The 23,949-nt window shown below is 71.0% G+C and carries 23 protein-coding genes; 9 read left to right on the plus strand and 14 right to left on the minus strand.

What is annotated here, in order from left to right:
* The first annotated feature begins 4 nt into the window (after nucleotides 1-4).
* Nucleotides 5-1,408 carry a wax ester/triacylglycerol synthase family O-acyltransferase gene (locus VH112_05985; protein ID HEX4539779.1) on the plus strand — a complete coding sequence of 468 codons (1,404 nt, stop codon included), beginning with the start codon at nucleotides 5-7 and terminating at the stop codon, nucleotides 1,406-1,408.
* On the opposite strand, the gene VH112_05990 is transcribed toward VH112_05985, so the two are convergent.
* Nucleotides 1,396-1,914, minus strand: coding sequence for a DUF4395 domain-containing protein (locus tag VH112_05990; protein HEX4539780.1), 519 nt, complete (start codon nucleotides 1,912-1,914; stop codon nucleotides 1,396-1,398). The two genes, VH112_05985 and VH112_05990, sit on opposite strands and share 13 nt — an antisense overlap.
* A 32-nt stretch (nucleotides 1,915-1,946) precedes the next feature.
* Between VH112_05990 and VH112_05995 the strand changes: the two genes are divergently transcribed.
* Nucleotides 1,947-2,123 carry a hypothetical protein gene (locus VH112_05995; protein ID HEX4539781.1) on the plus strand — a complete coding sequence of 59 codons (177 nt, stop codon included), beginning with the start codon at nucleotides 1,947-1,949 and terminating at the stop codon, nucleotides 2,121-2,123.
* A gap of 44 nt (nucleotides 2,124-2,167) precedes the next feature.
* Here VH112_05995 and VH112_06000 read toward each other — a convergent pair whose 3' ends face one another.
* The 10 genes from VH112_06000 to VH112_06045 are packed head-to-tail and all read right to left on the minus strand — an operon-like array spanning nucleotide 2,168 to nucleotide 14,306.
* Nucleotides 2,168-2,602 carry an OB-fold domain-containing protein gene (locus VH112_06000; GenBank protein HEX4539782.1) on the minus strand — a complete coding sequence of 145 codons (435 nt, stop codon included), beginning with the start codon at nucleotides 2,600-2,602 and terminating at the stop codon, nucleotides 2,168-2,170.
* A gap of 7 nt (nucleotides 2,603-2,609) precedes the next feature.
* Complete coding sequence (locus tag VH112_06005) at nucleotides 2,610-3,815, minus strand: thiolase family protein (protein HEX4539783.1); 1,206 nt, start codon at nucleotides 3,813-3,815, stop codon at nucleotides 2,610-2,612.
* Between the two features lie 2 nt (nucleotides 3,816-3,817).
* Nucleotides 3,818-6,181 carry a CoA transferase gene (locus VH112_06010; protein ID HEX4539784.1) on the minus strand — a complete coding sequence of 788 codons (2,364 nt, stop codon included), beginning with the start codon at nucleotides 6,179-6,181 and terminating at the stop codon, nucleotides 3,818-3,820.
* A 5-nt stretch (nucleotides 6,182-6,186) separates the two neighbouring features.
* Nucleotides 6,187-7,254 (minus strand): amidohydrolase family protein, encoded by a 1,068-nt coding sequence (locus VH112_06015; GenBank protein ID HEX4539785.1) that lies wholly within the window; start codon nucleotides 7,252-7,254, stop codon nucleotides 6,187-6,189.
* A 33-nt stretch (nucleotides 7,255-7,287) separates the two neighbouring features.
* Nucleotides 7,288-7,995, minus strand: a complete 708-nt coding sequence (locus VH112_06020) for a hypothetical protein (protein HEX4539786.1) — start codon at nucleotides 7,993-7,995, stop codon at nucleotides 7,288-7,290.
* Between the two features lie 12 nt (nucleotides 7,996-8,007).
* On the minus strand, nucleotides 8,008-9,414 hold the full coding sequence (locus VH112_06025; GenBank protein ID HEX4539787.1) for a choice-of-anchor P family protein: 1,407 nt from the start codon (nucleotides 9,412-9,414) through the stop codon (nucleotides 8,008-8,010).
* Between the two features lie 11 nt (nucleotides 9,415-9,425).
* Complete coding sequence (locus VH112_06030; protein ID HEX4539788.1) at nucleotides 9,426-10,136, minus strand: ABC transporter ATP-binding protein; 711 nt, start codon at nucleotides 10,134-10,136, stop codon at nucleotides 9,426-9,428.
* Nucleotides 10,133-10,906: an ABC transporter ATP-binding protein gene (locus VH112_06035; protein ID HEX4539789.1), complete on the minus strand. Its 774-nt coding sequence runs from the start codon at nucleotides 10,904-10,906 to the stop codon at nucleotides 10,133-10,135. Before VH112_06035 ends, VH112_06030 begins: the two co-directional genes overlap by 4 nt.
* Nucleotides 10,887-12,833 (minus strand): ABC transporter permease, encoded by a 1,947-nt coding sequence (locus VH112_06040; protein HEX4539790.1) that lies wholly within the window; start codon nucleotides 12,831-12,833, stop codon nucleotides 10,887-10,889. The genes VH112_06035 and VH112_06040 overlap by 20 nt, the downstream gene beginning before the upstream one ends.
* A 6-nt stretch (nucleotides 12,834-12,839) precedes the next feature.
* Nucleotides 12,840-14,306: an ABC transporter substrate-binding protein gene (locus VH112_06045; GenBank protein ID HEX4539791.1), complete on the minus strand. Its 1,467-nt coding sequence runs from the start codon at nucleotides 14,304-14,306 to the stop codon at nucleotides 12,840-12,842.
* A gap of 236 nt (nucleotides 14,307-14,542) precedes the next feature.
* On the opposite strand from VH112_06045, the gene VH112_06050 reads away from it, so the two are divergent.
* Entirely contained in the window at nucleotides 14,543-15,337 is a 795-nt protein-coding gene (locus tag VH112_06050) for a PIG-L family deacetylase (GenBank protein HEX4539792.1), read from the plus strand.
* A gap of 13 nt (nucleotides 15,338-15,350) precedes the next feature.
* Here VH112_06050 and VH112_06055 read toward each other — a convergent pair whose 3' ends face one another.
* Nucleotides 15,351-16,622, minus strand: coding sequence for an amidohydrolase family protein (locus VH112_06055; GenBank protein ID HEX4539793.1), 1,272 nt, complete (start codon nucleotides 16,620-16,622; stop codon nucleotides 15,351-15,353).
* 91 nt (nucleotides 16,623-16,713) lie between these two features.
* Between VH112_06055 and VH112_06060 the strand changes: the two genes are divergently transcribed.
* Nucleotides 16,714-17,760 carry an ABC transporter substrate-binding protein gene (locus VH112_06060; GenBank protein ID HEX4539794.1) on the plus strand — a complete coding sequence of 349 codons (1,047 nt, stop codon included), beginning with the start codon at nucleotides 16,714-16,716 and terminating at the stop codon, nucleotides 17,758-17,760.
* Here the strand turns inward: VH112_06060 and VH112_06065 are convergent.
* Nucleotides 17,757-18,125 carry a nuclear transport factor 2 family protein gene (locus VH112_06065; protein HEX4539795.1) on the minus strand — a complete coding sequence of 123 codons (369 nt, stop codon included), beginning with the start codon at nucleotides 18,123-18,125 and terminating at the stop codon, nucleotides 17,757-17,759. The genes VH112_06060 and VH112_06065 overlap by 4 nt on opposite strands.
* A gap of 151 nt (nucleotides 18,126-18,276) precedes the next feature.
* Between VH112_06065 and VH112_06070 the strand changes: the two genes are divergently transcribed.
* The 5 genes from VH112_06070 to VH112_06090 are packed head-to-tail and all read left to right on the plus strand — an operon-like array spanning nucleotide 18,277 to nucleotide 22,812.
* Nucleotides 18,277-19,173, plus strand: a complete 897-nt coding sequence (locus VH112_06070) for an STAS domain-containing protein (protein ID HEX4539796.1) — start codon at nucleotides 18,277-18,279, stop codon at nucleotides 19,171-19,173.
* A gap of 23 nt (nucleotides 19,174-19,196) precedes the next feature.
* Nucleotides 19,197-19,577: an STAS domain-containing protein gene (locus tag VH112_06075; protein HEX4539797.1), complete on the plus strand. Its 381-nt coding sequence runs from the start codon at nucleotides 19,197-19,199 to the stop codon at nucleotides 19,575-19,577.
* The gene (locus VH112_06080) at nucleotides 19,567-19,977 is read left to right on the plus strand and encodes an anti-sigma regulatory factor (GenBank protein ID HEX4539798.1); all 411 of its coding nucleotides are present in this window, start codon (nucleotides 19,567-19,569) and stop codon (nucleotides 19,975-19,977) included. Before VH112_06075 ends, VH112_06080 begins: the two co-directional genes overlap by 11 nt.
* Nucleotides 19,970-20,599, plus strand: coding sequence for a SpoIIE family protein phosphatase (locus VH112_06085; protein HEX4539799.1), 630 nt, complete (start codon nucleotides 19,970-19,972; stop codon nucleotides 20,597-20,599). The genes VH112_06080 and VH112_06085 overlap by 8 nt, the downstream gene beginning before the upstream one ends.
* Entirely contained in the window at nucleotides 20,596-22,812 is a 2,217-nt protein-coding gene (locus tag VH112_06090; protein ID HEX4539800.1) for an anti-sigma factor antagonist, read from the plus strand. Before VH112_06085 ends, VH112_06090 begins: the two co-directional genes overlap by 4 nt.
* On the opposite strand, the gene VH112_06095 is transcribed toward VH112_06090, so the two are convergent.
* Nucleotides 22,786-23,844, minus strand: coding sequence for a ferrochelatase (locus VH112_06095; protein HEX4539801.1), 1,059 nt, complete (start codon nucleotides 23,842-23,844; stop codon nucleotides 22,786-22,788). The two genes, VH112_06090 and VH112_06095, sit on opposite strands and share 27 nt — an antisense overlap.
* Nucleotides 23,845-23,949 lie beyond the last annotated feature (105 nt).

The raw sequence follows: 23,949 nt of genomic DNA on the forward strand, positions 1-23,949 counted from the left end.
CGTCGTGGAGCGGCTCACCGGCATCGACGCCGGGTTCTTGTACATGGAGACCCCGACGCTGCACATGCACACCCTGAAGATCTCGATCGTCGACCCCACGACGGTCCCCGGCGGGTACTCGTTCGCGCGGGTCGGCGAGGTCCTGGGGGAACGGCTCCACCTGGTTCCACCCTTTCGGCGCCGCCTGGTCGAGGTCCCCGGGGGTCTGCACCATCCCCTTTGGGTCGAGGACCCGGAGTTCGACCTTGCCCACCACCTCCACCGGGCCCAGATCGCCGCTCCCGGCGGCCCCCGCCAGCTGGGCGAGCTGATCTCCGACATCGCCAGCCGCCAGCTCGACCGGCGCTACCCGCTCTGGGAGCTGTGGGTCGTCGAGGGTATCGAGCACGACCACATCGGCTTCGTCGCCAAGATCCACCACGCCGTTGCCGACGGGGTGGCCGCAGCGGCCATGCTCGCCAACGTCCTCGAGGCCGAGGCCGACCCCAGGCCGGTCGCTCCGCCTTCGGCCCCGTGGCGGTCCGAGGCCATCCCGCCGCCCACCGAGCGCCTGGTCGACGGCCTCCGGGACCTTCTCCGCAACCTCGCCAGCCTGCCCGGCCTGCTGCGCAGGACGGTCTCGGGACTCGCCGCGGTCATCCGCCGGAGGCGCTCCGGAGCCCTGTCGCCACCCCTGCCGTTCAGCACGCCGCGGACCTCGTTCAACCGGGCGCTGACCCCGAACCGGTGGTTCGCCATGACGTCGCTCCCACTCGATGAGGTCAAGGCGGTTCGCCGGGCCTTCGATGCCACGGTGAACGACGTGGTCCTGGCGTTGTGCGCCGGTGCCCTCCGGCGTTACCTCGACGACCGCGGCGAGCTACCCGATCGCCCCCTGCTCGCCGGCGTGCCCGTCTCGGCCGGTACCGCCGACCAGGAGCAGCGCTTGGGAGGCAACAAGGTCTCCAACCTGTTCACGTCGCTGCGGACCGATATCGCCGACCCGGTCGAGCGCCTGCGGGCCATCCACGACGTCACCCAGGCGGCCAAGGAGGTGCAGGACGCGTTGGGCAGCGAGCTGCTCATCGACTGGAGCGAGATCACCCCGCCGCGCATCTTCGCGGCCTGGATGCGCCTGTACTCGCGGCTGCGGCTTGCCGATCGACATCGCCCGCCGATCAACCTGGTTGTCTCCAACGTGCCGGGGCCCCGCCAGCCTCTCCACATCGCCGGAGGGCGCCTGCTCGACCTGTACTCGATGGGCCCCATCCTCGAGGGGATCGGGCTCAACATCACGGTGTGGAGCTATGTCGACCGCTTGGGGTTCGGCCTGGTCGCATGCCGGGAGACCATGCCCGACATCTGGGACCTGGCGGACCACCTCCGCGATGCCCTGGCCGAGCTGCTCAAAGCTGCTCAGGCAGCCTGACGCTCGGCGGCCGGGCGCCCCCAGATGTCGTTGCACTCCTCGCACACGCTCTCGGGTATGACACCGGCCCGCATCAGCAGGGCGAAGATCTTGCAGCCCAGGCAGTAGCCGAGGAAGGCCTCGAGGCTCGCCGCCACCAGCAGCCCGCCCATGACGGCGTACGCCGCTCCCCGCAGCCCGAAGCCGAGGGCGAGCACGGCGGCGCTGACGCTGAAGGCAACGCCCACGGCCTGGGCGAAGCGCTTCGGCGGTCCAGGGACAGGGCGGCCCGGCACGGGGAGGCGAGGCGTGATCGCCCGCGTCACCAGTTGGCCGAGCGGGCTCAGGCTCGGCCCGGTGAGGGCCCTGGCCACGAAGCCGTAGGCGATGAGGGCGAGGAGCCAAGGCTGGTCGGCTGCGATTGCGACGACGGTCATGACGACAACCCCGGCCGCCACGAGGCGGGCCGAGACCTCGTTGACCGGGTTGGGAAAGGAGAACAGCTCACGGAGAGAGGGCAGCGACATTGTCCCCCCTACAACACGCAAGGACGGCCCAGGTGTTCCCCGGTACCCTCGTGGCCATGGACCGGCCGAGCATCCGAACCTCCCTCCGCAACTTCGTCGAGTACGACGCTCCGGTCGGGACCAAGCTGCGGATGGCACTGACCAACAACCTCACGAAGCTGCGCACCCACTCGCAGTGCTGCGGGCACCCCGGCCAGCCCGGGTGTTGACAGGGGGCTCCGGGACCCCGTGAGGGTCCAGGGCATCATCACCACTAGCCCTGCTCGGGCGTGAAGTAGGGCGCGATCACCTCGCGATCGATGCCGGGGAACGACAGCGGCCGGAACACGACCCTCACCGGCAGGTCGACGCTGAGATGCGTCGGATCGCAGTCGACGATCCTGGTGACGATGCGCACCGCCGGGTCCTCGTCGAGGGCAACCAGCGCGGGCACGTAGGGCACCTCGGCCGAGAACTGCGGCAGGAAGGCGTGGCGCACGACGGTCCATGCGAACAGCTGGCCCCGCCCGCTCATCGTCGTCCACGTAAACGAAGAGTGCCCACAGGCCGGGCACGACTGCGCCGGGTACCACGCGTAGGCGCCGCAGGCGCGGCAGCGGGGGACGGCGAGCTCCCCCCGGGCGGCCGCCGCCCAGTACTCGCGTGTCGGCTCCCACTCGGTGTCGGGGAGAGGGAAGTCCGGGCGCATCAGCGTGTCATGCCCGCCGGAGCACGACGGTGGACGCCTGGGGACCGGTGTAGCCGCCGTAAACGCCCACCGCGGCATCGGGCACCTGGGCCGCCGCCTGGCCCCGAAGCTGGCGGACGACCTCTACCACGTGGGCGATACCGAGCACGTAGGCGTGTGACAGGAGACCGCCATGGGTGTTGTAGGGCAGCCCGCCGCCGTCGTGATCGAGGGCCTTTCCTTCCACGAAGGGCCCGCCCTCGCCCTTGGCACAGAAGCCCATGTCCTCGATCTGCATTATGGCGTGGATGGTGAAGGGGTCGTAGAGGGTCAGCACGTCGACGTCGGCGGGAGCCACTCCCGCCATCGAGAACGCTCCGGGGGCGGCGAACACCTGCGGCGTCGACGTGAACGCCCGCTGCTCGGCCCAGTGGACACCGGTATCGGAGTTGCCCAGCCCGACGCCCGCCACCTCGACCAGGGGTTGGCGGAGGTCCCTGGCCCGATCGGACGCGGACATGATGTAGGCGCCGCCGCCGTCGGAGATGAGACAGCAGTCCTCTTTGCGGAACGGGTCCACGATCGTCGGCGACGCCAGGTAGGCCTCGAGAGTGAGCGGACGTCCGTGCATGACGGCGCTGGGCGTGAGGTTGGCGTGGCGCCGGCAGGCCACGGCCACCGCGCCCAGCTGCTCCTGGGTGGTGCCGAACTCGTGCATGTGACGCTGGGCGATAGTGGCGAAGTAGACCGGCTGTGGAAACCACCCGAACGGCACCTCCAGGCTCTGCTTGAACAGCTCCTGGGCGTGGGACTCGCCCGGTCCGCCGACCATCTCCGACCGGCGGGTCGCCCAGGCCACGGCGAAGGTGTTCAGCACGTGGCGGGCGCGGCCCTCGCGAATGGCGAGTGCGGCCTCGTGGGCCGCCGTCGCCGCCCACACCATGCCGCCACCTCGCTTCGACACCCACATCTCCTGCGAGGTCCCGAAGTGGCGGTGGAAGGCGTCCTCGTCGAGCTGGTCGCCCGCGAACGGGGCGTACATGATGCCGTCGATGTCGGAAGGAAGCAGACCTGCGTCATCGAGCGCCCGTTCGACGGCCTGGGCCGCGATCTGTCCGCTGGTCCGGCCCGACGCCCGGGTGTGGTCGGACTCGCCTACGCCGACGACCGCGATCTCGCCGCTGACGTCCTCGTAGGTGGTGGCGTGGCCCCAGTCCGGGGCAGGGTGCGGCACGGTCACACCCCGACCGGGCGGTCGCCGATGATCCCGTCGGACCGCAGCGCCTCGATCTCGTCGTCGCCCAGGCCGAGCACGACGCGCAGCACCTCCTCGTTGTGCTGCCCGAGCGTGGGCGGTGGCGATCGCAGCCAGGCGCCTTCTCGATCGCTCAGACGAAAGGGAAGTCCCGGCAGATCGTGGGTGCCCACCACTGGGTGGTCGACGGTCTCGAAGAAGCCCCGCGCCCGCATCTGCGGATTGTGCGCAATGTCGCGTGGGGCCACAACCGGCGCCGCCGGAACCCCGTGGTCGGCCAGGAGCTCGATGAGGGGATCCCGGTCCCGGTCGGCGCACCATCGGGCCAGCGCCTCATCGAGCCGGTCGTGAGCGCCCCGCCGGCCCGCCGCCCGGGCCAGGGCCGGATCGGCCGCCCAGTCGGGATCACCGAGCGAACGGCGCAGGCCCAGCCACTGCTCGTCGGTGGCCGCGGCCAGGGCGACCCACTGCTCGTCGCCGCGACACGCGTAGACGCCCTGCGGGGCGGCTACCGGGCCGCGGTTGCCGTCCCGATGCAGCACCGCTCCGTACGCGGATCGCTCGACCACCTGCTCGGCGGCAGCGTTGAGGGCCGCCTCGACCATGGTCATCTCGACCATCGTGCCGTTGCCGGTCCGCTGGCGCTCGTCCAGGGCGACCAGCAGGGCCAGCACCGCGTGCATGCCCGCCATGGGGTCGCAGGTCCCTCGTGGGATGAGCGGTGGTCCGTCGGCGAGCCCGGTCACCCAGGCCATGCCGCTGACCTGTTCCATGGTCTGGGCGAAGCCGGTGCGGTCCCGCCAGGGGCCGCTGAGCCCGAAGGCGGGCATCCGCACCAGGATCGCTCGCGGGTTGGCGGCCGCCACGGCCTCCCAGTCCAGGCCGAAGCCCTCCATGACCCGCGGCGAGAAGTTCTCCACCACGGCGTCGGCCCAGGCGACCAGGCCCTTGGCCAACTGGAGGCCTTCGGGCCGGGTCATGTCCAGGGTAACGCCGCGCTTGCCCGCGTTGGCGCCGTTGAACACCGGCCCCCACTCCCACCAGCGGTCGGTCGTGGGGCGCGCCGTCGTCGTGAAGCGCATGCCGTCCGGTCGCTGGATCGACTCCACCTTGATCACGTCGGCGCCGAGGGCGGCCAGCATGTGGGTGGCCGCCGGCCCCGCCCAGAACGCGGTGAAGTCGAGCACCCGCACGCCCTCCAACGGGAGCGGGTCGGGCGTGGATTCGAGGCCCGGCTCCTCGCCGCTCCGCGGGCCCCACGCCACCTGTCCCGTGTGCTCGCCGAGCGTCGGTGCGGGGCCGAAAGCAACCCGAGGTGTGTCGCCGATCCGGTAGGGAACCCTCGGCTGGACGAAATCGGCGCCCGGGTTGTTCACGAACGCGCCCCGCTCCCTGAAGTGCTCGAAGCCGGTGACCGTGTCGCCCGTGCCGATCGGCGCCACTGGTATCCGCAGAAGGGTGGCGAGCTCGATGATCTCCTCGGTGGTGCGGCCCCGGGTCCAGGGGTGCACGGCGTCCAGGAACTCCCGCATGCGCCGGGTGCGCCCCGGAGCAGACGCCAGGTCCCGGTCGTCCAGGAGGTCGGGACGCTCGATGAGGATGAGGAAGTCACGGAACTGCTGACCGGTGATCGTGCAGAATCCGACGTAGCCGTCCGCCGTCGGCTCGATGGACGGGAGCTCGACCGTCCGGGCCGGACCCGCCGCCGGCTTCCAGCCCGTGAAGCTGGCGAACAGGGGCGCGTAGGTGTTCATCGACATGCACATGCACTCGAGCAGCGAGAGGTCGACGTGCTCGCCCCGTCCGCGCCGGCGGCCGCGGGCGACACCCGCCATGGCGGCGACGGCCGCGTAGGCGCCACCCACCCACTCGCCCAGGCGTCCCCCGGCGTACAGGGGAGGCCCGTCGGGGACGCCCCGGCCGCCGGTCGAGCCGCACCACGCCTGCAGAGTGAACTCCGTGGCGGGCCGCTCCGACCAGGGGCCCCGGCGGCCGAAGGGGGAGATGGACAGCACGGTGAGGCCGGGATTCGCGTCGTGCAGCGCCTCGACGTCGACGGCGCCAGGCGCCGCGCTCTCGACCACGAGGTCGGCCGCGCCGACCAGCTCGTCGACGGCGCTGTCCCCGAGCGCGCCGATGACCGAGCGCTTGGAGGTGTTGAGAAAGCGGAACAGTGCCCCGTCGTCGTCCCCGAGCTTGGCTCCCGATGCCGTCCAGGAGCGCATCGGATCACCGTCGCCCGTCTCGACCTTCACCACGTCGGCGCCGGCGTCGGCCAGCAGCTTGGAGCAGTACGGTCCGGCGATCTCGGTGGACAGGTCGACGACCCGTAGGCCTCTGATCAACGTGACTAGGCGAGGCCGTAGAAGCGCTGGGCGTTCGCTCCCGCGATCTTGGCCCGGTCCTCGTCGCTGATGTCGCCTCGGCTGCGGAGATGCTTGGTGCTCTCGGGCCAGTCACCGTCCCAGTGGGGATAGTCGCTGGCGAACATCACGAAGTCGGCGCCGAGGACGTCGATCACTCCCGGGAGGATCGGCTCGTCCGGTTCGCAGGTGACGAAGACATTGCCCGCGCGCAGGTACTCGTTGGGATCGCGCGTCCAGCCTCCGGGGATCCAGTCCCCGCGCTTTTCGTAGTGCTCGTGCATCCGGTCCAGGAAGTAGGGCACCCATCCCACACCGGCTTCGAGGAAGGCCACCCGCAGGCCGGGGTGGCGGTCGAAGACGCCCCCGCTCACGAGCGCGGTCATGGCCGTCATCTGGTCGAACGGGAAGCTGATGCAGTGGACCTGGATGTAGTTGTCGAACCGGTCGACTCCGATCTTGGGCAAGTGGATCCCAGGTGCCCCGTGCACTGCCAGCGGCATGCCGAGATCCTCCGCCGCCGCGTAGAAGGGGTCGAGATCGGGATGGTCGAGGTTTCGGGTCTTGAGGGCGGGAGGGATCATCGTGGCCACCAGGCCGGCGTCCTTGGCCGCGGTCATCACCTCGACAGCGGTCTCGGGCCACTCGATCGGGGCCACGGCCACACCGTGCAGCCGCCCGCCGCCCTCGGCGCACCACCCGGCCAGCCACTCGTTGTAGAAGCTGGCGAAGCCGGCGGCGAAGCCCGGGTCCTCGAGACTTGGCGCGCACAGCCCGAAGCTCGGGAACAGGACCATGGTGTCGATGCCGTCGCGGTCGGCGTCGGCCAGCACCCCGTCGACGGTGTGGGGGTTGATGCCCGGTGCCCGGCTCAGCCCGTGCTCAGGCGGGCATCCCGCGCCGGGACCCTCCGGCTCGGGATAGTTGCGCCCCTCGATGGTGAGCGCCCGACGGCCGTCGGTGCGCACCGCCAGGTGATCGGGCCACCGCTCGAGCACCGCTCGACCCAGCGAGGTGCCCTCGGCCACGTGGGCATCGGCATCGACGAATATCATCTGCAGCTCCCGTCGCGCGGCGTCGGAGGACAGTCAATCACGCGGGGCCGGGTCGGACGCCAGCTCTCGAGCCTCGGGCTCACCCTCTTCGAACGGCAGGCAGATCCGGCACGGGGAACGGCCCCTGGCACCGGCCCGCACGGACCGAAGCTCCTGTGCGGGGCGGTCGGCGACCACCAGGCAGTCCCGCCGGTGGTAGAGGGAGCCGCTGGTGGTGGCGACGAACTCCGGCCGCGTCGAGGACAGCGGCGCCCGAGCCGGGGCGGACGCTGTGGCCCGCGCCGGTGCCGTCGAGCCGTTGGCGAGATGGCCCTCGATCCGCTCGAGCGCCTCGAGGAGCTGATGGCTCTGGTGGCGTTCGTCGGACACCAGGCGGGCGAGCCAGTAGCCGAAGTAGGAGAACCCCCCTGCGACCACGAGCACCAGACCGAAGAGCCCGCCCGAGATCATGTAGGGGATCTGCTCGAACAGCCGGCCCGTGTGGGAGGCGCCGAACCATCCCAGGATGACCAGGATGCCGCCTAGGGGAACCATGACGCTGCCGGCGACGAGCAGCCAGCGCTCGGTCGCCACCAACTTGGTCCGCCGGCGCAGCCGGGCCAGGCTGTCGGCCAGGCGGGCCTGCTGGCCGTCGATCCGGTCAGCAGGGCCGGATGGAGCGGGGTCGGGGCCCGGTGTCCGGGGCTCGGGGGCGCCGCGCCCACTCTGATGGGCCGAGGGTGAAGGAATGGTCGTCGCCATGGCTGGCTCCTGCTAGTCGTCGAGAGGGCAGCTGGTCGCGGTGCGCCCGGTGAGAAGGTCGTCAGCGAGGCGCCGCGCGCCCAGTGCAACCAAGGCCGCGCCGGCCACGGTCAGCACGATCCACGCGCTGCCGATGCCCCCGAAGAACGCCACCGGCGAGGTGCCGACGGTCCCGGTCGGCTGGGTCTGTCCGCCGTTGCCGCCCGATGGGCCCGCCGCGGGCGCGGCGCCGGCGAGCGGGGTGGAGCCGGCCAGGTCCGACGAGCCCGCTCCGCCGGTGTCGCTGCCTGTCGCCGCCGCCGCTCCGGTCCCTGCGCCGGTGTCGGTCCCTGCCGTGCCGGCGTCGGTCGTGGCGCCGCTCTGGAAGGTCGGCGTGGCGTTGACCGCTACCCGAGCGCCCCCGAGGGTCACGGTGAAGACGTTCTGGTTGGGATTGCTGGGTGGGATCCAGGTGAACACCAGCGAGCCCGCCGTGTAGCTCGCGGTGGCCCCACCTGTCTGGCTCTGGGGCGCGCCGACGAAGGTCTTCATGCCGAAGCCGGCGAGCGCCTGGTTGAGGATCTGGTCGGCCGCCGCGTTGGCCGGCTGGCCGGCCGCGCCGGCGTGCACGCCGGTCTGGTCGAAGTAGGCCCGCTGGCCGCCGATGGTCATGTCCGCCACCGTCGTGCCGCCGCTCGTCGTCGACTTGCTGCCGTCGCTGACGGCCTGGGCCGTGCTGGAGACCGAGGCGATCTTCACCGCCCCGCCGGCCAGAACGATGTTGTCGACCGTGCTGCTGGCGACGGCCTTGGCCTGGTTGTTGGTCAGCGTGCTGGCGCTGTCGGAGCGCATGGTGCCGTAGGTGGCTCCGCCGGGCTGGTCCGCCCCCTTCAGCTGGGCCAGACCCTCGACCCGGTTGGCGTCGGCGTGGGCCGTGAGATCGGCCGCCGGCACCTGGTTGTAGCTGGCGTCGGGGCTCGTGCCTGTGCGGGCCTCGGCCCGGATCGGATAGTCGAGGAGCGAGGCCTCGCCCTTGACCAGCCCCGTCACGGCGTCGGGCACCGGGACCACGGCGCCCGCGGGACCGGGGAACAGCAGCGACACGAGCTGGCCTCCGTTGGCGCCGGTGGCGCCGGGCCAGGCCACGGTGGACAAGGCGTAGCCCACCGGCCCCGACGACAGGAGCGACGAGGTCTCGGGGACCGCCCCCTGGGCCTCCGGATGGGCCTGGGCGCTGGGCTCGTCCTCGGTGACCTCGACACCCGGCGCCGTGGCCGTGATCGAGTACCCGCCGAACGCGGACGTTCCCGACTGGTCGGCGTGGGCCGTGAGCGTGGTGGCCAGGCCCACCCCGCCGGTGGCGACGAGGACGAGACCGGCTGCGAGCATCGACCGCCCCCGCCGCCGTCTGAGGGCCCCCTTCACGCTCACGCCGCTCATGCCGCCTCTCCTCATGCCACCTCCCCGAAGTAGGCGCCGGAGACGGCGTCGGTCACATCCGCCGGCTCCCCGACACGGGTGATCCGCCCCTGGGCCATCACGGCGGCGAAGTCGGCCACCGCCATGGCGGTACGGGCGAACTGCTCGACCAGCAGGATGGCGATCCCGTCGGCCGCCAGCTGACCGACCAGGTCGTACAGCTCGGCCACGATGCGCGGCGCCAGGCCCATCGAGATCTCGTCCAGCAGCAGGAGTGCGGGGTCGGTCGTGACCGCCCGGGCCATGGCCAGCATCTGCTGCTCACCTCCCGACAGCGTGCCTGCCAGCTGGTGACGGCGTTCCCCGAGGCGGGGAAAGCGTGAGAAGGCCCGCTCCTCGACGTCCTTGGGCCGCAGGTCGTTGCGGAACGTCATCATCCGCAGGTTCTCGGTCACGGTGAGGTTGGCGAACACGCCGCGGCCCTCGGGGATGGTGCACACGCCATGGCGGGCGAGGGCCTCCGGCGACGCCCCGTTCACGTGCACCCCGGCGATGTGCACGCAGCCCGCGGTGGGCTCCATCTGGCAGCCCGCCACCTTGAGGAGGGTGGTCTTGCCTGCGCCGTTGGGCCCGAGGAGGGCGAACACCGACGAGCGAGGGACCACGACGTCCACGCCGTGCACGACCTCGATGCGGCCGTAGGCGGCTCGGATATCGCGCAGCTCGAGGGCGGGGGCCGTCATCTGGCTCCCACCTCCTCCTCGACGTCGTCGAGCTCGCCCGTGGCCTCGTCGCCTGCACCGAGGTACGCCGCCTGGACGGCAGGATCCCGCTGCACCTCGGCCGGAGTGCCTTCGGCGATGAGCCGGCCGAAGTCGAGCACGTTCACCCGGTCGCACACCCGCATGACGAGCTCCACGTCGTGCTCCACGAGCAGCACGGCCATTCCCTCAGCGGCCAGGTCGAGCAGCAGGTTGCCGAGCACACCCGTCTCCTGGTGGTCGAGGCCCGAGCCGGGTTCGTCGAGCAGGAGCAGCGTCGGCCGGGTGGCGAGCGCCCGCGCCAGCTCGACCAGGCGGGCGGTGCCGGTCGGTAGGGCGTCGACGCGGGCGTCGGCCACACCGGTCAGGCCGATGCGGCCGATGAGCTCGTCGGCCACGGCGGACGGGTTCGAGCGATCGCGAGCCCATCCCTTTCGTATCTCGGCGGCCACCTGGATGTTGTCCCGCACGCTGAGCGAGCCGAATGTCTCGAGGCGCTGGAAGGTCCGCGCCATGCCCCGCCGGGCTCGGGCGTGGGCCTTCAGTCGGGTGATGTCCTTGCCGTCGAGCAGGACCTTGCCCTCCGTCGGCTGTTGGAGCCCGCCGAGGACGTTGAAGATCGTCGTCTTCCCCGCCCCGTTGGGACCGATCAGGCCGGTGATGGCTGCGGCCTCGATCGACAGGTCGACGCTGTCCACGGCGACGACCCCGCCGAAGCGCACGCTGACCCGTTCAGCCTGCAACGCCGGCAAGGCTCCCCTCCTCTTCGGTGGGCTGGCCTTCCGGATCGGCATCTTCCTTGTCAGCCGCCGGCAGCGGTGTCGCGCTGCGAGCCGACCACCACCTCCGCAGCGCGGCGCCTGCGGGCGCCAGCTTGCTCATGGTGCCGTCGGGGTTCCAGGCAAGGCTCAGGGCGCCGAGACCGACGGCAAGGAACTGCAGGCTGTGGATGCTCGTGACGTGGGCCTGGATGACCGGGAACAGGGCATAGGTGATCCCGGCGAGGAGCACACCTGTCACCGAGTCGAGGCCCCAGATCGCCAGCAGCAACAGTAGGGAGAGGCTGGCGAGCGTCTGGAAGTCGTTGCTGCCCACCGACCCGCGCAGGCCGCCGTAGAGCACGCCGGCGAGCCCCGCCAGCCCGGCCGACATGGTGAACACCGCCAGCTTCATCCAGGTGATGTTCATGCCGAGGGTTGCCGATGCGGCGGGGCTGTCGGACATGGCCGCCAGCCGGCGGCCGAACGACGCCCGCCGCACGGCCAGGACCCCGACGGCTGCGGCGGCGAAGACGACGGCGCAGGCCATGAAGAATGCCCGGTCGCTCTGGAGCGAGAGCCCGGGCAGGTGGAGGCGGTCCACGGGCAGGGCCCCGCCCTGGCCGAACACGTTGTTGTTGTCGAAGAAGACATAGACCATGGCTTGGGCGAAGGCGAAGGTGGCCAGAGCCAGGTAGAGGCCCTTCAGTCGCAGGGCAGGCAGCGCCACGAGCGCACCGACGGCGGCCGACAGGCCCACCGCGGCAACCACACCGAGCAGCGAGCCCCCGTGGCCAAGCTTGCCCATGGCGAAGGCCCCGAAGCCCACGAAGGTGAGCTGGCAGGCCGAGATCTGTCCCCCGTAGCCGGTGAGCATCAACAGCGACAGCAGGACCAGGGCCAGCACCAGGCCCTCTCCGCCGGTGATCAGGTTCGTCAGGGACAGCTGCCCCGACACGATCCAGGCGGCCACGGCGAAGACCGCCGCCGCCACCAGGGTCGTTCGCAGCGTCGGCACTCGCGTCCTGTGCCGACCCGCCGCCCGTCCCACCCGCAGGCGGTCCTGGGGTTGGAGCAGCAGGATCACGAACAGGAAGATGATCGGCAACGTCGGGCGGAGCTGGCTGAGAAAGCTCCCGGGCACGTAGCCCACGGCGTAGGACTCGAACAGCCCGAGGAGCAGGCCCCCGCCGAAGGTGAGGGGGAGGCTCCGAAGGCGGCCGACGATCGCCGCGGCGAAGCCGTTGATGACGAGGAATGTCAGCAGCAGGATGTCGAGCGTCACCAGAGGGGCGAGGAGGATCCCAGCCAACGATGCCAGCATGGCGCCGATGGCCCACCCCATGGACCGCACCCGAGCGGGCGGGGCGCCGTTGAGGGCAGCAAGCCCGGGGTCGTCGACGACCGCCCGGAGCGCGATGCCCGAGCGCGTGCGGAACAGAAAGAGCCGGAGGCCCAGAGCGACGGCCGCGGCGACTATCACAACGATGATCTGGTGGTAGCTCACGACCACGCCGAAGAGGCTCACCTGGTGGCCGGCGAAGAACTTGGGGATCGTCCGGGGGAACCCGGGATCCCACCGCGTGTTCGCCAGGCCGAGCAGGAGCAGCATGAGGCCGAGCGTGATGACCAGCGTGATCACCTCCGGCTTGCCGTGCAGGTTGCGCATCAGCAGCCGGTCGATGAGGACGCCGGTCAAGGGGGCGAGCACGAACAGGACGAACAGCAGGGCCAGCGGGACGGGCCAGCCGTCCTTGACCGTGAGCTCCCAGTAGGTGAAGGCGGCAAGCATCCCGATGCCGGCATGGGCGAAGTTGAAGATTCCCGAGCTGATGTAGGTGACGACCAGTCCCGTGGAGGTGAGGGCGTAGATGCAGCCCACCACGATGCCGACGATGGTGAAGGAGAGGAAGGTGGTCACGGGCGCTCAGCCGCCGAAGTACGAACCATCACACCGGTAGCCGTTGGGCGGGTCGTCGACCCGGGAGAAGTGCCCACCTGAGACCTTGACCATCAGGTAGCAGGTCGGCGGCCCCTTGCCGGCCGGGTCGCCGGCGGCGAGGAACCCGTTGGCGTTGAACTGGTGGATGCTCTTGAGGGCGGCCTGCAGCGATGGACGCGTGGCGCGGGGACCGGCGGCCTGGAGGGCCTGCACGAAGAGCCGGGCCGACGACCAGCCGTAGGCCGCGAACAGGTCGGCATTGGCGTCGGGGTGGGTGCGGCGCATCCAGGTCTGGAACAGGCCGACCTCGGGGATCCCACCCGAGTCTTCGCCCAGGTACATGGCGGTGGGCAGATAGACCAGGCTGCCCTCGCCGGCGCTGCCGACCAGGGGCATATAGGTGGAGTCGTAGGCCGACGCGCCGAGCAGCCACACGTCGGGGTGCCACCCTTGTTGTTGGGCCGCCTGCTGGATGCGGGCGATGCCCTTCACGTCGGCGGCGATCAGCACCACCGTCTTCACGTTCTTGGACTTCATCTGGACGATGTCGGCCGTGAAATCGGTCTCGGTCGGCTCGTACTTTCGCTCGTAGGTGAAGTTGTATCCGAGCGACTGCATCGTTGCCTTCTCGCCGACCCAGGCGTCCTTGGCTGACTGCACGTCGCCGACGAGAGATCCCACCGAGCCGATAGAGCCCGGGTGCGCCCCCTTGACGTATTGGAAGGGTCCCGTGGCGGCGCCCGACTTGAGCGGCGAAGCCGAGAAGCCGTTGGCCTCGACCTGGGCGTCCTTCGAGAGGGCGACGTGGACGTCGGACATGCCCGGGTTCTGGCCGATGACCTGGGCGCCGCAGTTGTCGTAGAGCGAGAAGGAGCCGACGAAGGCGAAGGCCTTCGGGACGTCGGACTGGGTCACGGCCTTGTTCTGGCCGCAATCGAACTGGTCGTCGCCGGCGTTGACCTTGAGCTGGCGCCCAAAGACACCACCCTGGCTGTTCTGGTAGGCGAAGAAGGCATCGGTGCCGTTGACCGCTCCGGCGAAGAGGCCCGGCACCGGGCCGGTGAGGGTCGAGATGTTGCCCACCGTGATCGAGTTGGGTGTCACGCCGATGTCGGTGGCGCCCCCGTTCCCCCCGGGGGGCAACGTGTTGAGGCCGGCGCCCCCCGCGGCGCCACCGGCCCCGCCGGCGCCACCGGCCCCGGTCGCGCCCGCCACCCCACCGGCGAGCGGGCCACCGCCGGTGGACGCGGTGCCGGCGCCCCCACCCACGCCGCCTGCGCCGGCAGACCCCTGGCCCCCCGCGTTCAGTCCCGTCCCCCCGTTCGTCCCGATGGCCTCGGCCAGCTGGCGGGGGCTCAGCCGGGCGCCGCAGCTGGTCAGCAGCAGCGCAGCGGCGGCGGTGAGGCAGGCGGCCACCCGGCTCGACCGCCCCGACGGCCTCGTGATCCTCATCCGCTCCCCGCCTCCCGGGGCAAGCCCCCGATCCGACCGACGATACCATTTGCCCGATTTGAGAAGGTCGGAGGGCGGAGCACCGGGCTGGCTCCCGCACGCCGCCGGACGTGGCTGACGACGCGTCAGGAACTTGACCCGGATTGGTTCGACGGGCGCCCCGTGATGCCCTTCCGATTCCGACCGTTTTGTGGGGGTTCGGCGGCTCGTCGTCGCCGTCGCGCGAGGATGCCTGCATGTCCACCCTGGTCACCTTCCACGCCCACCCCGACGACGAGGCCATCGCCACCGCGGGGGTCATGGCCAAGGCGGCGGCCGAAGGCCACCGAGTGGTGCTCGTGGCGGCGACGAAGGGCGAGCACGGCGAGGTCGTCGAGGGCGTGCTCCGGGAGGGTGAGCGACTCGCCGATCGCCGCGCCGTCGAGCTCGAGCAGGCCGCCGCCGTGCTGGGCGCGGCCCGCTGCGAGGTGCTGGGCTACGTCGACTCGGGCATGATGGGCACGCCGGAGAACGATCACCCGGGGTCCTTCTGGCGGGCTGATCTCGAGGAGGCGGCTGGAAGGCTCGCTGCCATCCTGGCCGAGGAGCGGCCCGACGTGCTCACCGTCTACGACGAGCACGGCACCTACGGCCATCCCGACCACATCCAGGTGCACCGGGTCGGCGTGCGGGCCGCGGAGATGGCCGGGGTACCCAAGGTCTACGAGGCCACGATCAGCCGTGACCACGTGCGCCGGCTGGGGGCCCTGCGGCCGCCCGACGTCGCCGAGGAGGACATGCCCGACGTCGACGCCATTGACCTGGGCGTCCCGGAGGAAGAGATCACCACCGTCGTCGACGTGACCGCCTACCTGGACAAGAAGCGCGAGGCCATGGCCGTGCACGCCAGCCAGATCCCGGAGTCGTCGTGGTTCCTCTCGCTGCCGGCTGATGCCTTCGCAGCCGCCTTCGGCCAGGAGTGGTTCATCCTGCGGGGCACGACCCCCGACGGCACGGTCGAGCGCGACCTGTTCGAGGGCGTCCCGGCCTAGGCCGGCCCAGCGACTAGGAGCGGCGGCGGGTCAGATCGGTCGCCTTGGTCATACGGTTCGCTCGCACCTGCCCCGTGCTCCTCGGTGTGACGTCCACGTCGGCCGCACCGGCTCGGAGGGCTCCGACAGTGGACTCCTCCCGGCGTCGGTGGGCGAAGGGGTCGAAGCGAAAGTGTCGCATGGCGTTGCGGTAGGTGATGCGGTCGATGTCGTCGTCCTCGACACCGGCCAGCGACTTCATGAGCGTCTCGGGCGACTGGGGCCAGGTCGAGTCGGAGTGCGGGTAGTCGCACTCCCAGGTGATGGTGTCGACCCCGACGCGGTGCCTGGCCTCCACGCCGGCCGGGTCGTCGATGAAGCAGGTGACGACCCGCTCACGGAAGACCTGGCTCGGCAGCTGGTCGCCGAAGTCCTGACCGGTCCAGGCGTGGTGGCGCTGGTAGATCCAGTCCATGCGCTCGAGGAAGTACGGGATCCAGCCGATGCCGCCCTCGGAGAGGGCGAAGCGCAGGGACGGGAACTTTCGGAGGACCGGCGACCACAGCAGGTCGGCCGCGCCCTGCACGATGTTGATCGGCTGGAGGCTGATCAACACATCGATGGGGGCGTCCGGCGCCGTGATGACCAGCGACGACGAGGACCCGATGTGCAGGCACACGATCGTGCCCACGTCCGCGCAGGCCGACCAGAAGGGGTCCCAGTGGTCGCTGTGCAGGCTGGGGAGCTTGAGCTTGGCCGGGTTCTCGGAGAAGGAGACGGCGTGACAGCCCATGGCGTCGACCCGACGCACCTCGTCGGCCATGGCCTCGGGGTCCCAGATCGGCGGTATGGCGAGCGGGATGAACCGGCCGGGGTACGTGCCGCACCACTCCTCGATGTGCCAGTCGTTGTAGGCGCGCAGGACAGCGAGGGAGACGTCGGTATCGCTCGCCCGGGCGAACAGCTGGCCGCACAGGTTGGGAAAGGACGGAAAGCACATCGACCCGAGCACCCCGTTGGCGTCCATGTCGCGGACCCGACGGTGGATGTCGTAGCAGCCGGGCCGGATCTCCTCGAACGCCGTGGGCTCGACCCCGTACTCCTCGGGCGGCCGCCCTGCCACCGCGTTCAGCCCGATGTTGGTGGCTTCCTTGCCGTCGTAGACCCAGGCATTGGCGCCATCGTCCTTGCGCACGACCCGGGGCGCGAGCTCGGCCAGCCGCCCCGGGAGCCGGCCCTCGAACATGGTCGGCGGCTCCACCACGTGATCGTCGACGCTCACGAGGATCAGGTCTTCGGTCTGCATGGGCCGTGCCCTCCCACGTGGTCACACCACCTGACGCTGGCGTCACCCTAGCCGGGGCGGGCGCCCGGGGTCCGCCCTAAGCTGCGCCGCCGTGGCAGCCCCCGTGCTGATCGGCATCCTCTACGACTTCCCCCAGGCCGACGGGGGAGCGGGGTTCGAGGAGGCGGCGCGGATCGGCATCGACGAGGTGGCCGCCGGCGGGCGGCTCGACCGACCGGTGGAGCTCGTGGCCCGACACGCTCCCGGGCTCCCCGCCGGGACCGCGCACGGGGTGGAGGCGGTGTTCCGGGAGCTGGAGTCCACCGGCGTGCTCGCCACCCTCGGGCCGTCCATCAGCGACAACGGCCTCGTGGTGCGGCCGCTGGCGGACGCCTTCGGCCTGCCGTGCATCAACTACACGGGCGGGGAGATCACGCGCAGTGAGCTCGTCTACCACTATCAGGTGGGGTCGCTCGAGGAGGAGCCCGCCGTTCTCGCCGAGCACCTCGTGCATCGATCGCTCCGGTCGGCAGCGGTCGTCCACGACCACTCGCCGGTCGGACGGCGCTACGCCGAGTTCTTCGCCGAGAGCTGCGCCCGCCTGGACGTGGAGATCGCCGCCACCGCCGCCATCTCAGCCTTGAGCGAGGACGCCGGCTCGACCGTCGCCCGTCTTCGCGTGAGCGACCCCGAGGTCCTCGTGTACCTCGGACTCGGGGTCGCAGCCCGGGCGGTCGCACTGGCGCGCGCCGAACAGGGCTGGGAGGTCCCGGTCGTGGCCAACTCCTCGCTGATGTTCGGCTACGCCCGGCCCGAGTGGCGCGAGGCGTGGGAGGGCTGGGTCTACGTCGACAACGTGGCCGATGGCAACCAGGTTCGAGCCTCCCTGCGCGAGCGTTCGAGGCGCGCCGCGGCCGGTCCGATCGGCCTCGCCGCCTACGACCTGGGCCGCCTGGTGGCCGAGGGCGTGGCCCGATCGGCGAATCTGACGAGGGCGGGCGTGAAAGACGGCCTGGAGCGGGTGAAGCGCCTCCCCGCGGCGAGCGGCCTCGATGGCACCGTCATGGGCTTCGGCGCCTGGGACCACGCCGCGCTCAAGGGGAGCTACCTGGTCCTGCGCCGGTGGCAGGCGGGCCGCTCCGTGCAGGTCGACGCCTAGTCCCCGCGCTGGATATACACCGCGATCCGGGCGATCTGGCCCCTGGCGTCGAGGTCGAAGACCAGCGCCTCGGGCGTCTCGAGGGGAGCGCCGTCCACGTCCATGGTCTCGCTCAGCTCCGCCACGGCACGCGCGTCGCCGTAGGTCACCCGGGCTACCTTCATCGAGTAGTTGGGCAGCTGGGGCATGAGGTCGGCGAGGAAGGCCACGTACCGTTCCCTCGGTGAATAGGTGTCTCCGAACGGCCCGATACGCACGACGTCGGGCGCCAGACAGTCGGTGATGCCCGCCCAGTCGTGGGCAACCATGCGATCGAGGAACTGCTCGACGACATCCGTGGCTGGGAGGCTAGCCCGCGTCGTCACCTCGCCGTCTTCCTCCCCGTGACGGGGGAGCGCTTTTCACCCTGATTGCGCACCACGCAGGTGGGCTCTATGGTTCCCAAGCAGTCGAGGAGCATCGTTGCTCGCCTTCGCCCAGACCGCCACAGCTCCCGCTCTCATTGGAGGAGACGCGATGGCTCAAGAGGTCAACTCTTACCGGCCGACGGAGGCGACCCTCACCAGCGACGCGCTGCTGCCGGAGCTCGTGGCCCACCTTCGCGAGAACCGCACCCCGTTGCGGGAGGAGTGGGCTCGGCGGATCACCAACGCCAACCTGCTCACGGCGATGACACCGGAGGAGCTCTTCTCGGAGGCGACCTCGGTCTACGACAACTACGTCGAGGTGCTCGAGACCGGGAGCGTGGAAGCGCTGCAGGACTACGCCCGCAACCTGTCGGAGCGCATCATCCCCCGGGGAGTCGAGACCGAGGAGGTCCTCGGGATCGTCCTGCTGCTGCGCGACGTCCTGGCCCGCTCGTTGTTCGAGAAGTACCAGAGCGACTTCGAGCTGCTGAACCGCGTGCTCGACGCCTACGAGCCGGCGGCCAACCGCATCGCCAACACCGTCGGTGTGAGCTTCGTCCAGGAGCGGGAGCGGATCATCCGCCAGCAGCAAGAGGCGATCCGCGAGCTGTCCACCCCGGTATTGCAGGTCCGGGAACGGCTGCTCATTCTGCCTATCATCGGCGTGCTGGACAGCCAGCGTGCCCGCCAGGTCACCGAGCAATTGCTGCGGGGAATTCGTACAAATAGGGCCAAGGTCGTCGTGATCGATATCACTGGTGTGCCGGCGATCGACTCGACCGTGGCCAACCACCTCGTGCAGACGGTCGAGGCGTCACGGCTCATGGGTGCGAGCGTGATCATCACCGGCCTGTCCTCGGAGATCGCGCTCACCCTGGTGACCATCGGTGTCGACCTTTCCAAGATGAACGCCGTCGGCGACCTCCAGGGCGGCATCGAGGAGGCCGAGCGGCTCCTCGGCTACGAGGTCACCCGCAGCGCCGAGCCCGTAGCCGAGATGCGTTAGGTCTGCGGATCGGACCATCGCCGGTGTCCGTCCCCATTCTCAAGCAAGGGACGTACCTGATCGCCTCGATCCAGTCGGCCATGACCGACAGCGAGGCGCTCTCGTTGCAGGACGACCTCATGGACCAGGTCAGCCGGTACCGGTCCAGGGGCATCATCGTCGACGTCACGGCGCTCGACGTGATGGACTCCTTCGCCGCCCGCTCGCTGCGGACGATCGCCCACATGACCGACCTTCGTGGTGCGGTCACCGTCATCGTCGGGATCCAGGCCGAGGTGGCGTTCGCCATGGTCCAGCTCGGGATGAGCCTCGAGGACGTCCACACGGCCCTGGACCTCGAGGAGGGCCTCGCCTTCTTGGACCAGCGGACCCGGAACTGGGGCGGCGACGGCCGTGGCGGATGATCTCGTCATACCGATCACAACCGACACCGACATCGTGGTCGCTCGCCAGAAGGGGCGCGAGCTCGCCGAGCCGCTCGGATTCTCCCGCATCGACCTGACCTTCATCGCCACCGCCATCTCCGAGGTGGCGCGCAACATCACCAGCTACGCGGGCCGAGGCGAGATCCTCTTCCGGATCGTGAACGGCGACGGCCGACTGGGCATCAGCATGGAGGCGCGCGACGAGGGCCCCGGCATCGGCGACTTGCAGCGGGCGCTCGAGGACGGCTATTCCACCGCTGAGGGAATGGGTCTCGGCTTGCCCGGAGCCCGTCGGCTCATGGATGAGTTCGAGGTGCGGTCCGAGGCCGGCCTGGGGACGACGGTGATCATGTGCAAGTGGGCGCCGAATCGTGGCTGAGTGCGGCGCCGCCGGGCTCCTCGAGTGGGCCGTTGCCGCCCGGCCCATCCCGGGCGAGTCGGTGTCGGGAGACCATTGTGTGGTGCGGGTCACCGACACCGAGGCGCTCCTTGCGGTGATCGACGGGCTCGGTCACGGCCCAGAGGCAGCCGCCGCCGCTGAGCGGGCGGTCGACGTGCTGCGGGAGAACCCGGCCGAGCCCGTGGAGGTCCTCCTCCTGCTGTGCCACACGGCGCTGGCCCGCACGCGCGGCGCTGCGGTCACGGTGGCCAGCATCAGCACCACCAAAGGGTCGATGAGCTGGTTGGGCGTGGGCAACGTCGAGGCGGTGCTGCTCCGGGGCGTCCCGTCCGGCAACCCGCCCCGCTCGTCCACCGAGTGGGCACTGCTCCTCGGCGGCATCGTCGGCCATCAGCTCCCGACGCTGCGCCCAGGAGTCGTCGACCTCCAGCCCGGCGACATGCTTCTGATGGCGACTGACGGCATCGCCAGGACGTTCGCCGAGGAAGCGAACGTGGCGGCGGGACCCACCCGCCTCGCCGATCGCATCCTGGAGAACCTGGCCCGGCCGAACGACGACGCCCTGGTGCTCGTCGCCCGCTACGGGACGGAGCGGTCGTGAGCGCGGCCATCGACCGCTTTCGTCACGACTACGAGGCGGCGCTGGGCGAGCATCTCGCCTCCCGGAGCGAGGCGGGGCTGAGCGTCGCCTACGAGCTGGGCCGGCGGGCATTGTCCGAGGGGATCAGCCTGCTCGAGATCGCCAGCATCCACCTGGCGGCCGCCGGCCGCTCACCGGGTGGCCCGCCGGGGGGTGGCGCTGCCGCGGGGGACTCCGAGGCCAGGGCCGAAGCCGGCACCCAGTTCCTGCTCCAGGGGATGGCCGCGTTCGATATGGCCCAGCGGGGATTCTGGGAAGCCCAGGAGCGCACCCGGGTCGAGCAGGGCCACGTGGCTCGCCTCCAGACTCTGGCCGAGGCGTCGGTCGCGGTCATCGCCTGTCCGTCGCTCGCCGACCGGTTCCCGGAGATCGCCAAGCAGGCCCTGGTGGTCGCCGGAGGTGGAGAGGCGGCGATCCTGTTCCACGCCGAGGACGGCGTCCTGCAGTCCTCGACGTCGGAGGTGCCGCCGGCCGTGGCGGCGGCGATGGCCGAGGTGGTCGACAGCGGCCAGGCCCGACCCAGCACCGTCGCCAGCGGGCTCGTTGTACCCATCACCGGTCCCCGCGCCAGCACCCCTGGCGCCATCGCGGTGTGGGGGAGTCGTGACGGCCTGGGCCCGCTGGACGAGGCCATCCTCGCCCAGTTCGCTCAGATGGCCTCCGAGGCGCTGCACAACGCCCAGGTCTACGAGGAGATGCGGCGCATCGCCGTCACCCTCCAGCACAGTCTCCTGCCCAAGGCCCTACCCGAGCTGCCGGGCCTCGTCCTCGGCGCCCGCTACCTGCCCGGGGGCGCCGGCCTCGACGTCGGAGGGGACTGGTACGACGTCTTCCCGTTGGGAGCGGGTCGTCTCGGGGTCGTCATCGGCGACGTGGTCGGGCGGGGCGTACCCGCCGCCGCCATCATGGGCCAGCTGCAGCTGGCGGTGCGGGCCTGCGCCCTCGAGGGCGGGTCGCCGGCGACGGTCGTGAACCGGGTCAACAACCTGATCCAGAACCTCGACGTGCCCCAGATGGCGACGCTCATCTTCGGCGTGGTCGAGCCCGACAGCGCGACCCTGAGCCTGACGAGCGCCGGCCATCCCCCACCGCTCGTCGTGGAGCCCGACGGCACGGCACGCTTCCTCTCCCTGCATCCTGTCGCCCCGCTGGGCATCGAGCCGGGAACCGCCCGGGAGACGGTCGAGGTGCTGCTCCCCGGCTCGACGGTCATCCTCTACACCGACGGGCTCGTCGAGCGGCGGGGGGCGACGATCGACGACGGCCTGGGGAACCTGCTGCGAGCGGCCACCGGATCGAACGGGGACATCGAGTCGCTGTGCGATCGTCTGGTCGAGACCCTCGGCGCCGAGGGGTCGCCGGATGACGTCGCCCTGCTGGCGCTGCGCCTCACGCCACCCGAGCGGGAGCGGTTCGAGCTGACCATCCCCGGCCAGCCCCGGCTGCTCGCTCCTGCCCGTCGGGCCCTCCGGCAATGGCTCTCGCAAGCCGGCGCCGAACGGGGAGAGGTCGAGGATCTGGTGCTCGCGTGCGGCGAGGCTGCCGCCAACGCCCTCGAGCACGCCTACGGGCCCGGCGAGGACGGCATGCTGCGGATCGAGGCGGTCGAGCATGGCGGCGAGGTCACGATCACCGTCACCGACTCGGGACACTGGCGTCCTCGCGCCGAACGCCCGGGAGGACGGGGCTTTCACCTGATGAGCTCGCTCACCGACGAGGTGGAAGTCATCCCCGGCCCTCATGGGACGGTGGTGCACCTCCGGCGCCGGCTCGGTGCCCAGCCCCAACCTCGGGACCCGTCGTTCTCGGCGCCCGGCGTCGACCCCGCCGAGGGGCTCGCCTCCAGCGCCGAGGTCGTGGTGGTGCGCATCGAGGAGGAGATCGACCTGTCGAACGCCGACCGGCTCGGGGCCCAGGTGGCCAAGGCGGTGCCCAACTCCGCCGCCGGGCTCGTCGTCGACCTGTCGGGCGTGGACTACATCGACAGCGCCGGGATCGGCCTGTTGTCCAAGGTCAGCGAGCGGCTCCAGCGCCGTCGCCAGCACCTGGCCGTCGTGGTCCCGGAGGAGTCGCCGGTGCGAAGGGTGCTGGTCGTGAGCGCCTTCGACCGGGTCGTGGACCTGGCTGCGAGCGTCGAGGACGCCACCTCACGGGTGCGGGCGGCCCTGCGCTAGCTGCGCTTGCTGTGCTGGCTGCGCTGGCCGTGGGCAACACCCGACCGGGCAGGAGTCCGGTCGGGGCCGATCGCGTCCCAAGCGTCGCCGCTCGCGCTCCGGTCGACCTCGCTCGGCGACGAGGTCGACGATCATGGCGACGAGCTCGGGATCGGTGCCGACCGTCGGTGCCCGGTGGGCCCGCAGGCCCAGCTCGTCGGCCTTCGCCGCCGCCTCGACGTCCAGGTCGAATCGGACCTCCATGTGGTCCGACACGAACCCGATGGGGACGATGACAACGTCGTCGACCCCCGCCGCGGCCAGCGTCTCGAGGTGGTCGCCGACATCGGGCTCCAGCCACCGCTGGACCGGCGGGCCGCTGCGGCTCTGGTAGACGAGGTCCCACCGATAGGGCTCGCCGAGCAGCCCACAGACCAGCCGGCAGGCCTCCTGCAGCTGTGCCTCGTAGTCGCTCGACCGGGCCATGGCCACCGGGATGCTGTGGGCGGTGAAGACCAGGTGGGCACTTCGCCGTCGTTCCTCGGGCACGGCGGCGAGCGTGGCTTCCACTCCGCGCGCCATGGGTTGGACGAAACCAGGATGGTTGTAGAACGCCCGGAGCTTGCCCACCTCCGGGGCACGATCTCCCACCTCGGCTCGGGCTCGCTCGATGTCGTCGAGGTACTGCCGGCACCCGGGGTAGGAGCTGAAGGCAGAGGTGACGAAGGCCACCGCCCGGCCGATGCCGTCTTGGGCCATTTGGCCGAGCGTGTCGGCGAGGAGCGGATGCCAGTTGCGGTTCCCCCAGTAGACCGGGAGCCGCCATCCCCGCGCCGCGAGCTCGGCTTCGAGGGCGGCCACGAGGGCCCGGTTCTGGGCGTTGATCGGGCTCACCCCGCCGAAGCGGTGGTAGTGCTCGGCTACCTCGAGCAGGCGCGGCCGGGGCACGCCGCGCCCGGCGGTCACTCTCTCGAGGAAGGGGAGGACGTCATCGGGACCCTCCGGCCCGCCGAACGACACAACCAGCAGGGCGTCGCAACCATCGGCGTTCACGCCCGGCGAGCCTACGCTGGGTTCCTAGCGGCTCCGCCGCCCTGGGCTTGGCCCCCGCTCCGCGGGCGGGTAGCGATCCCACCCCGGGGGCGCGAAGCAAGGGGG

Source organism: Acidimicrobiales bacterium, assembly GCA_036270875.1.
GTDB lineage: Bacteria > Actinomycetota > Acidimicrobiia > Acidimicrobiales > AC-9 > AC-9.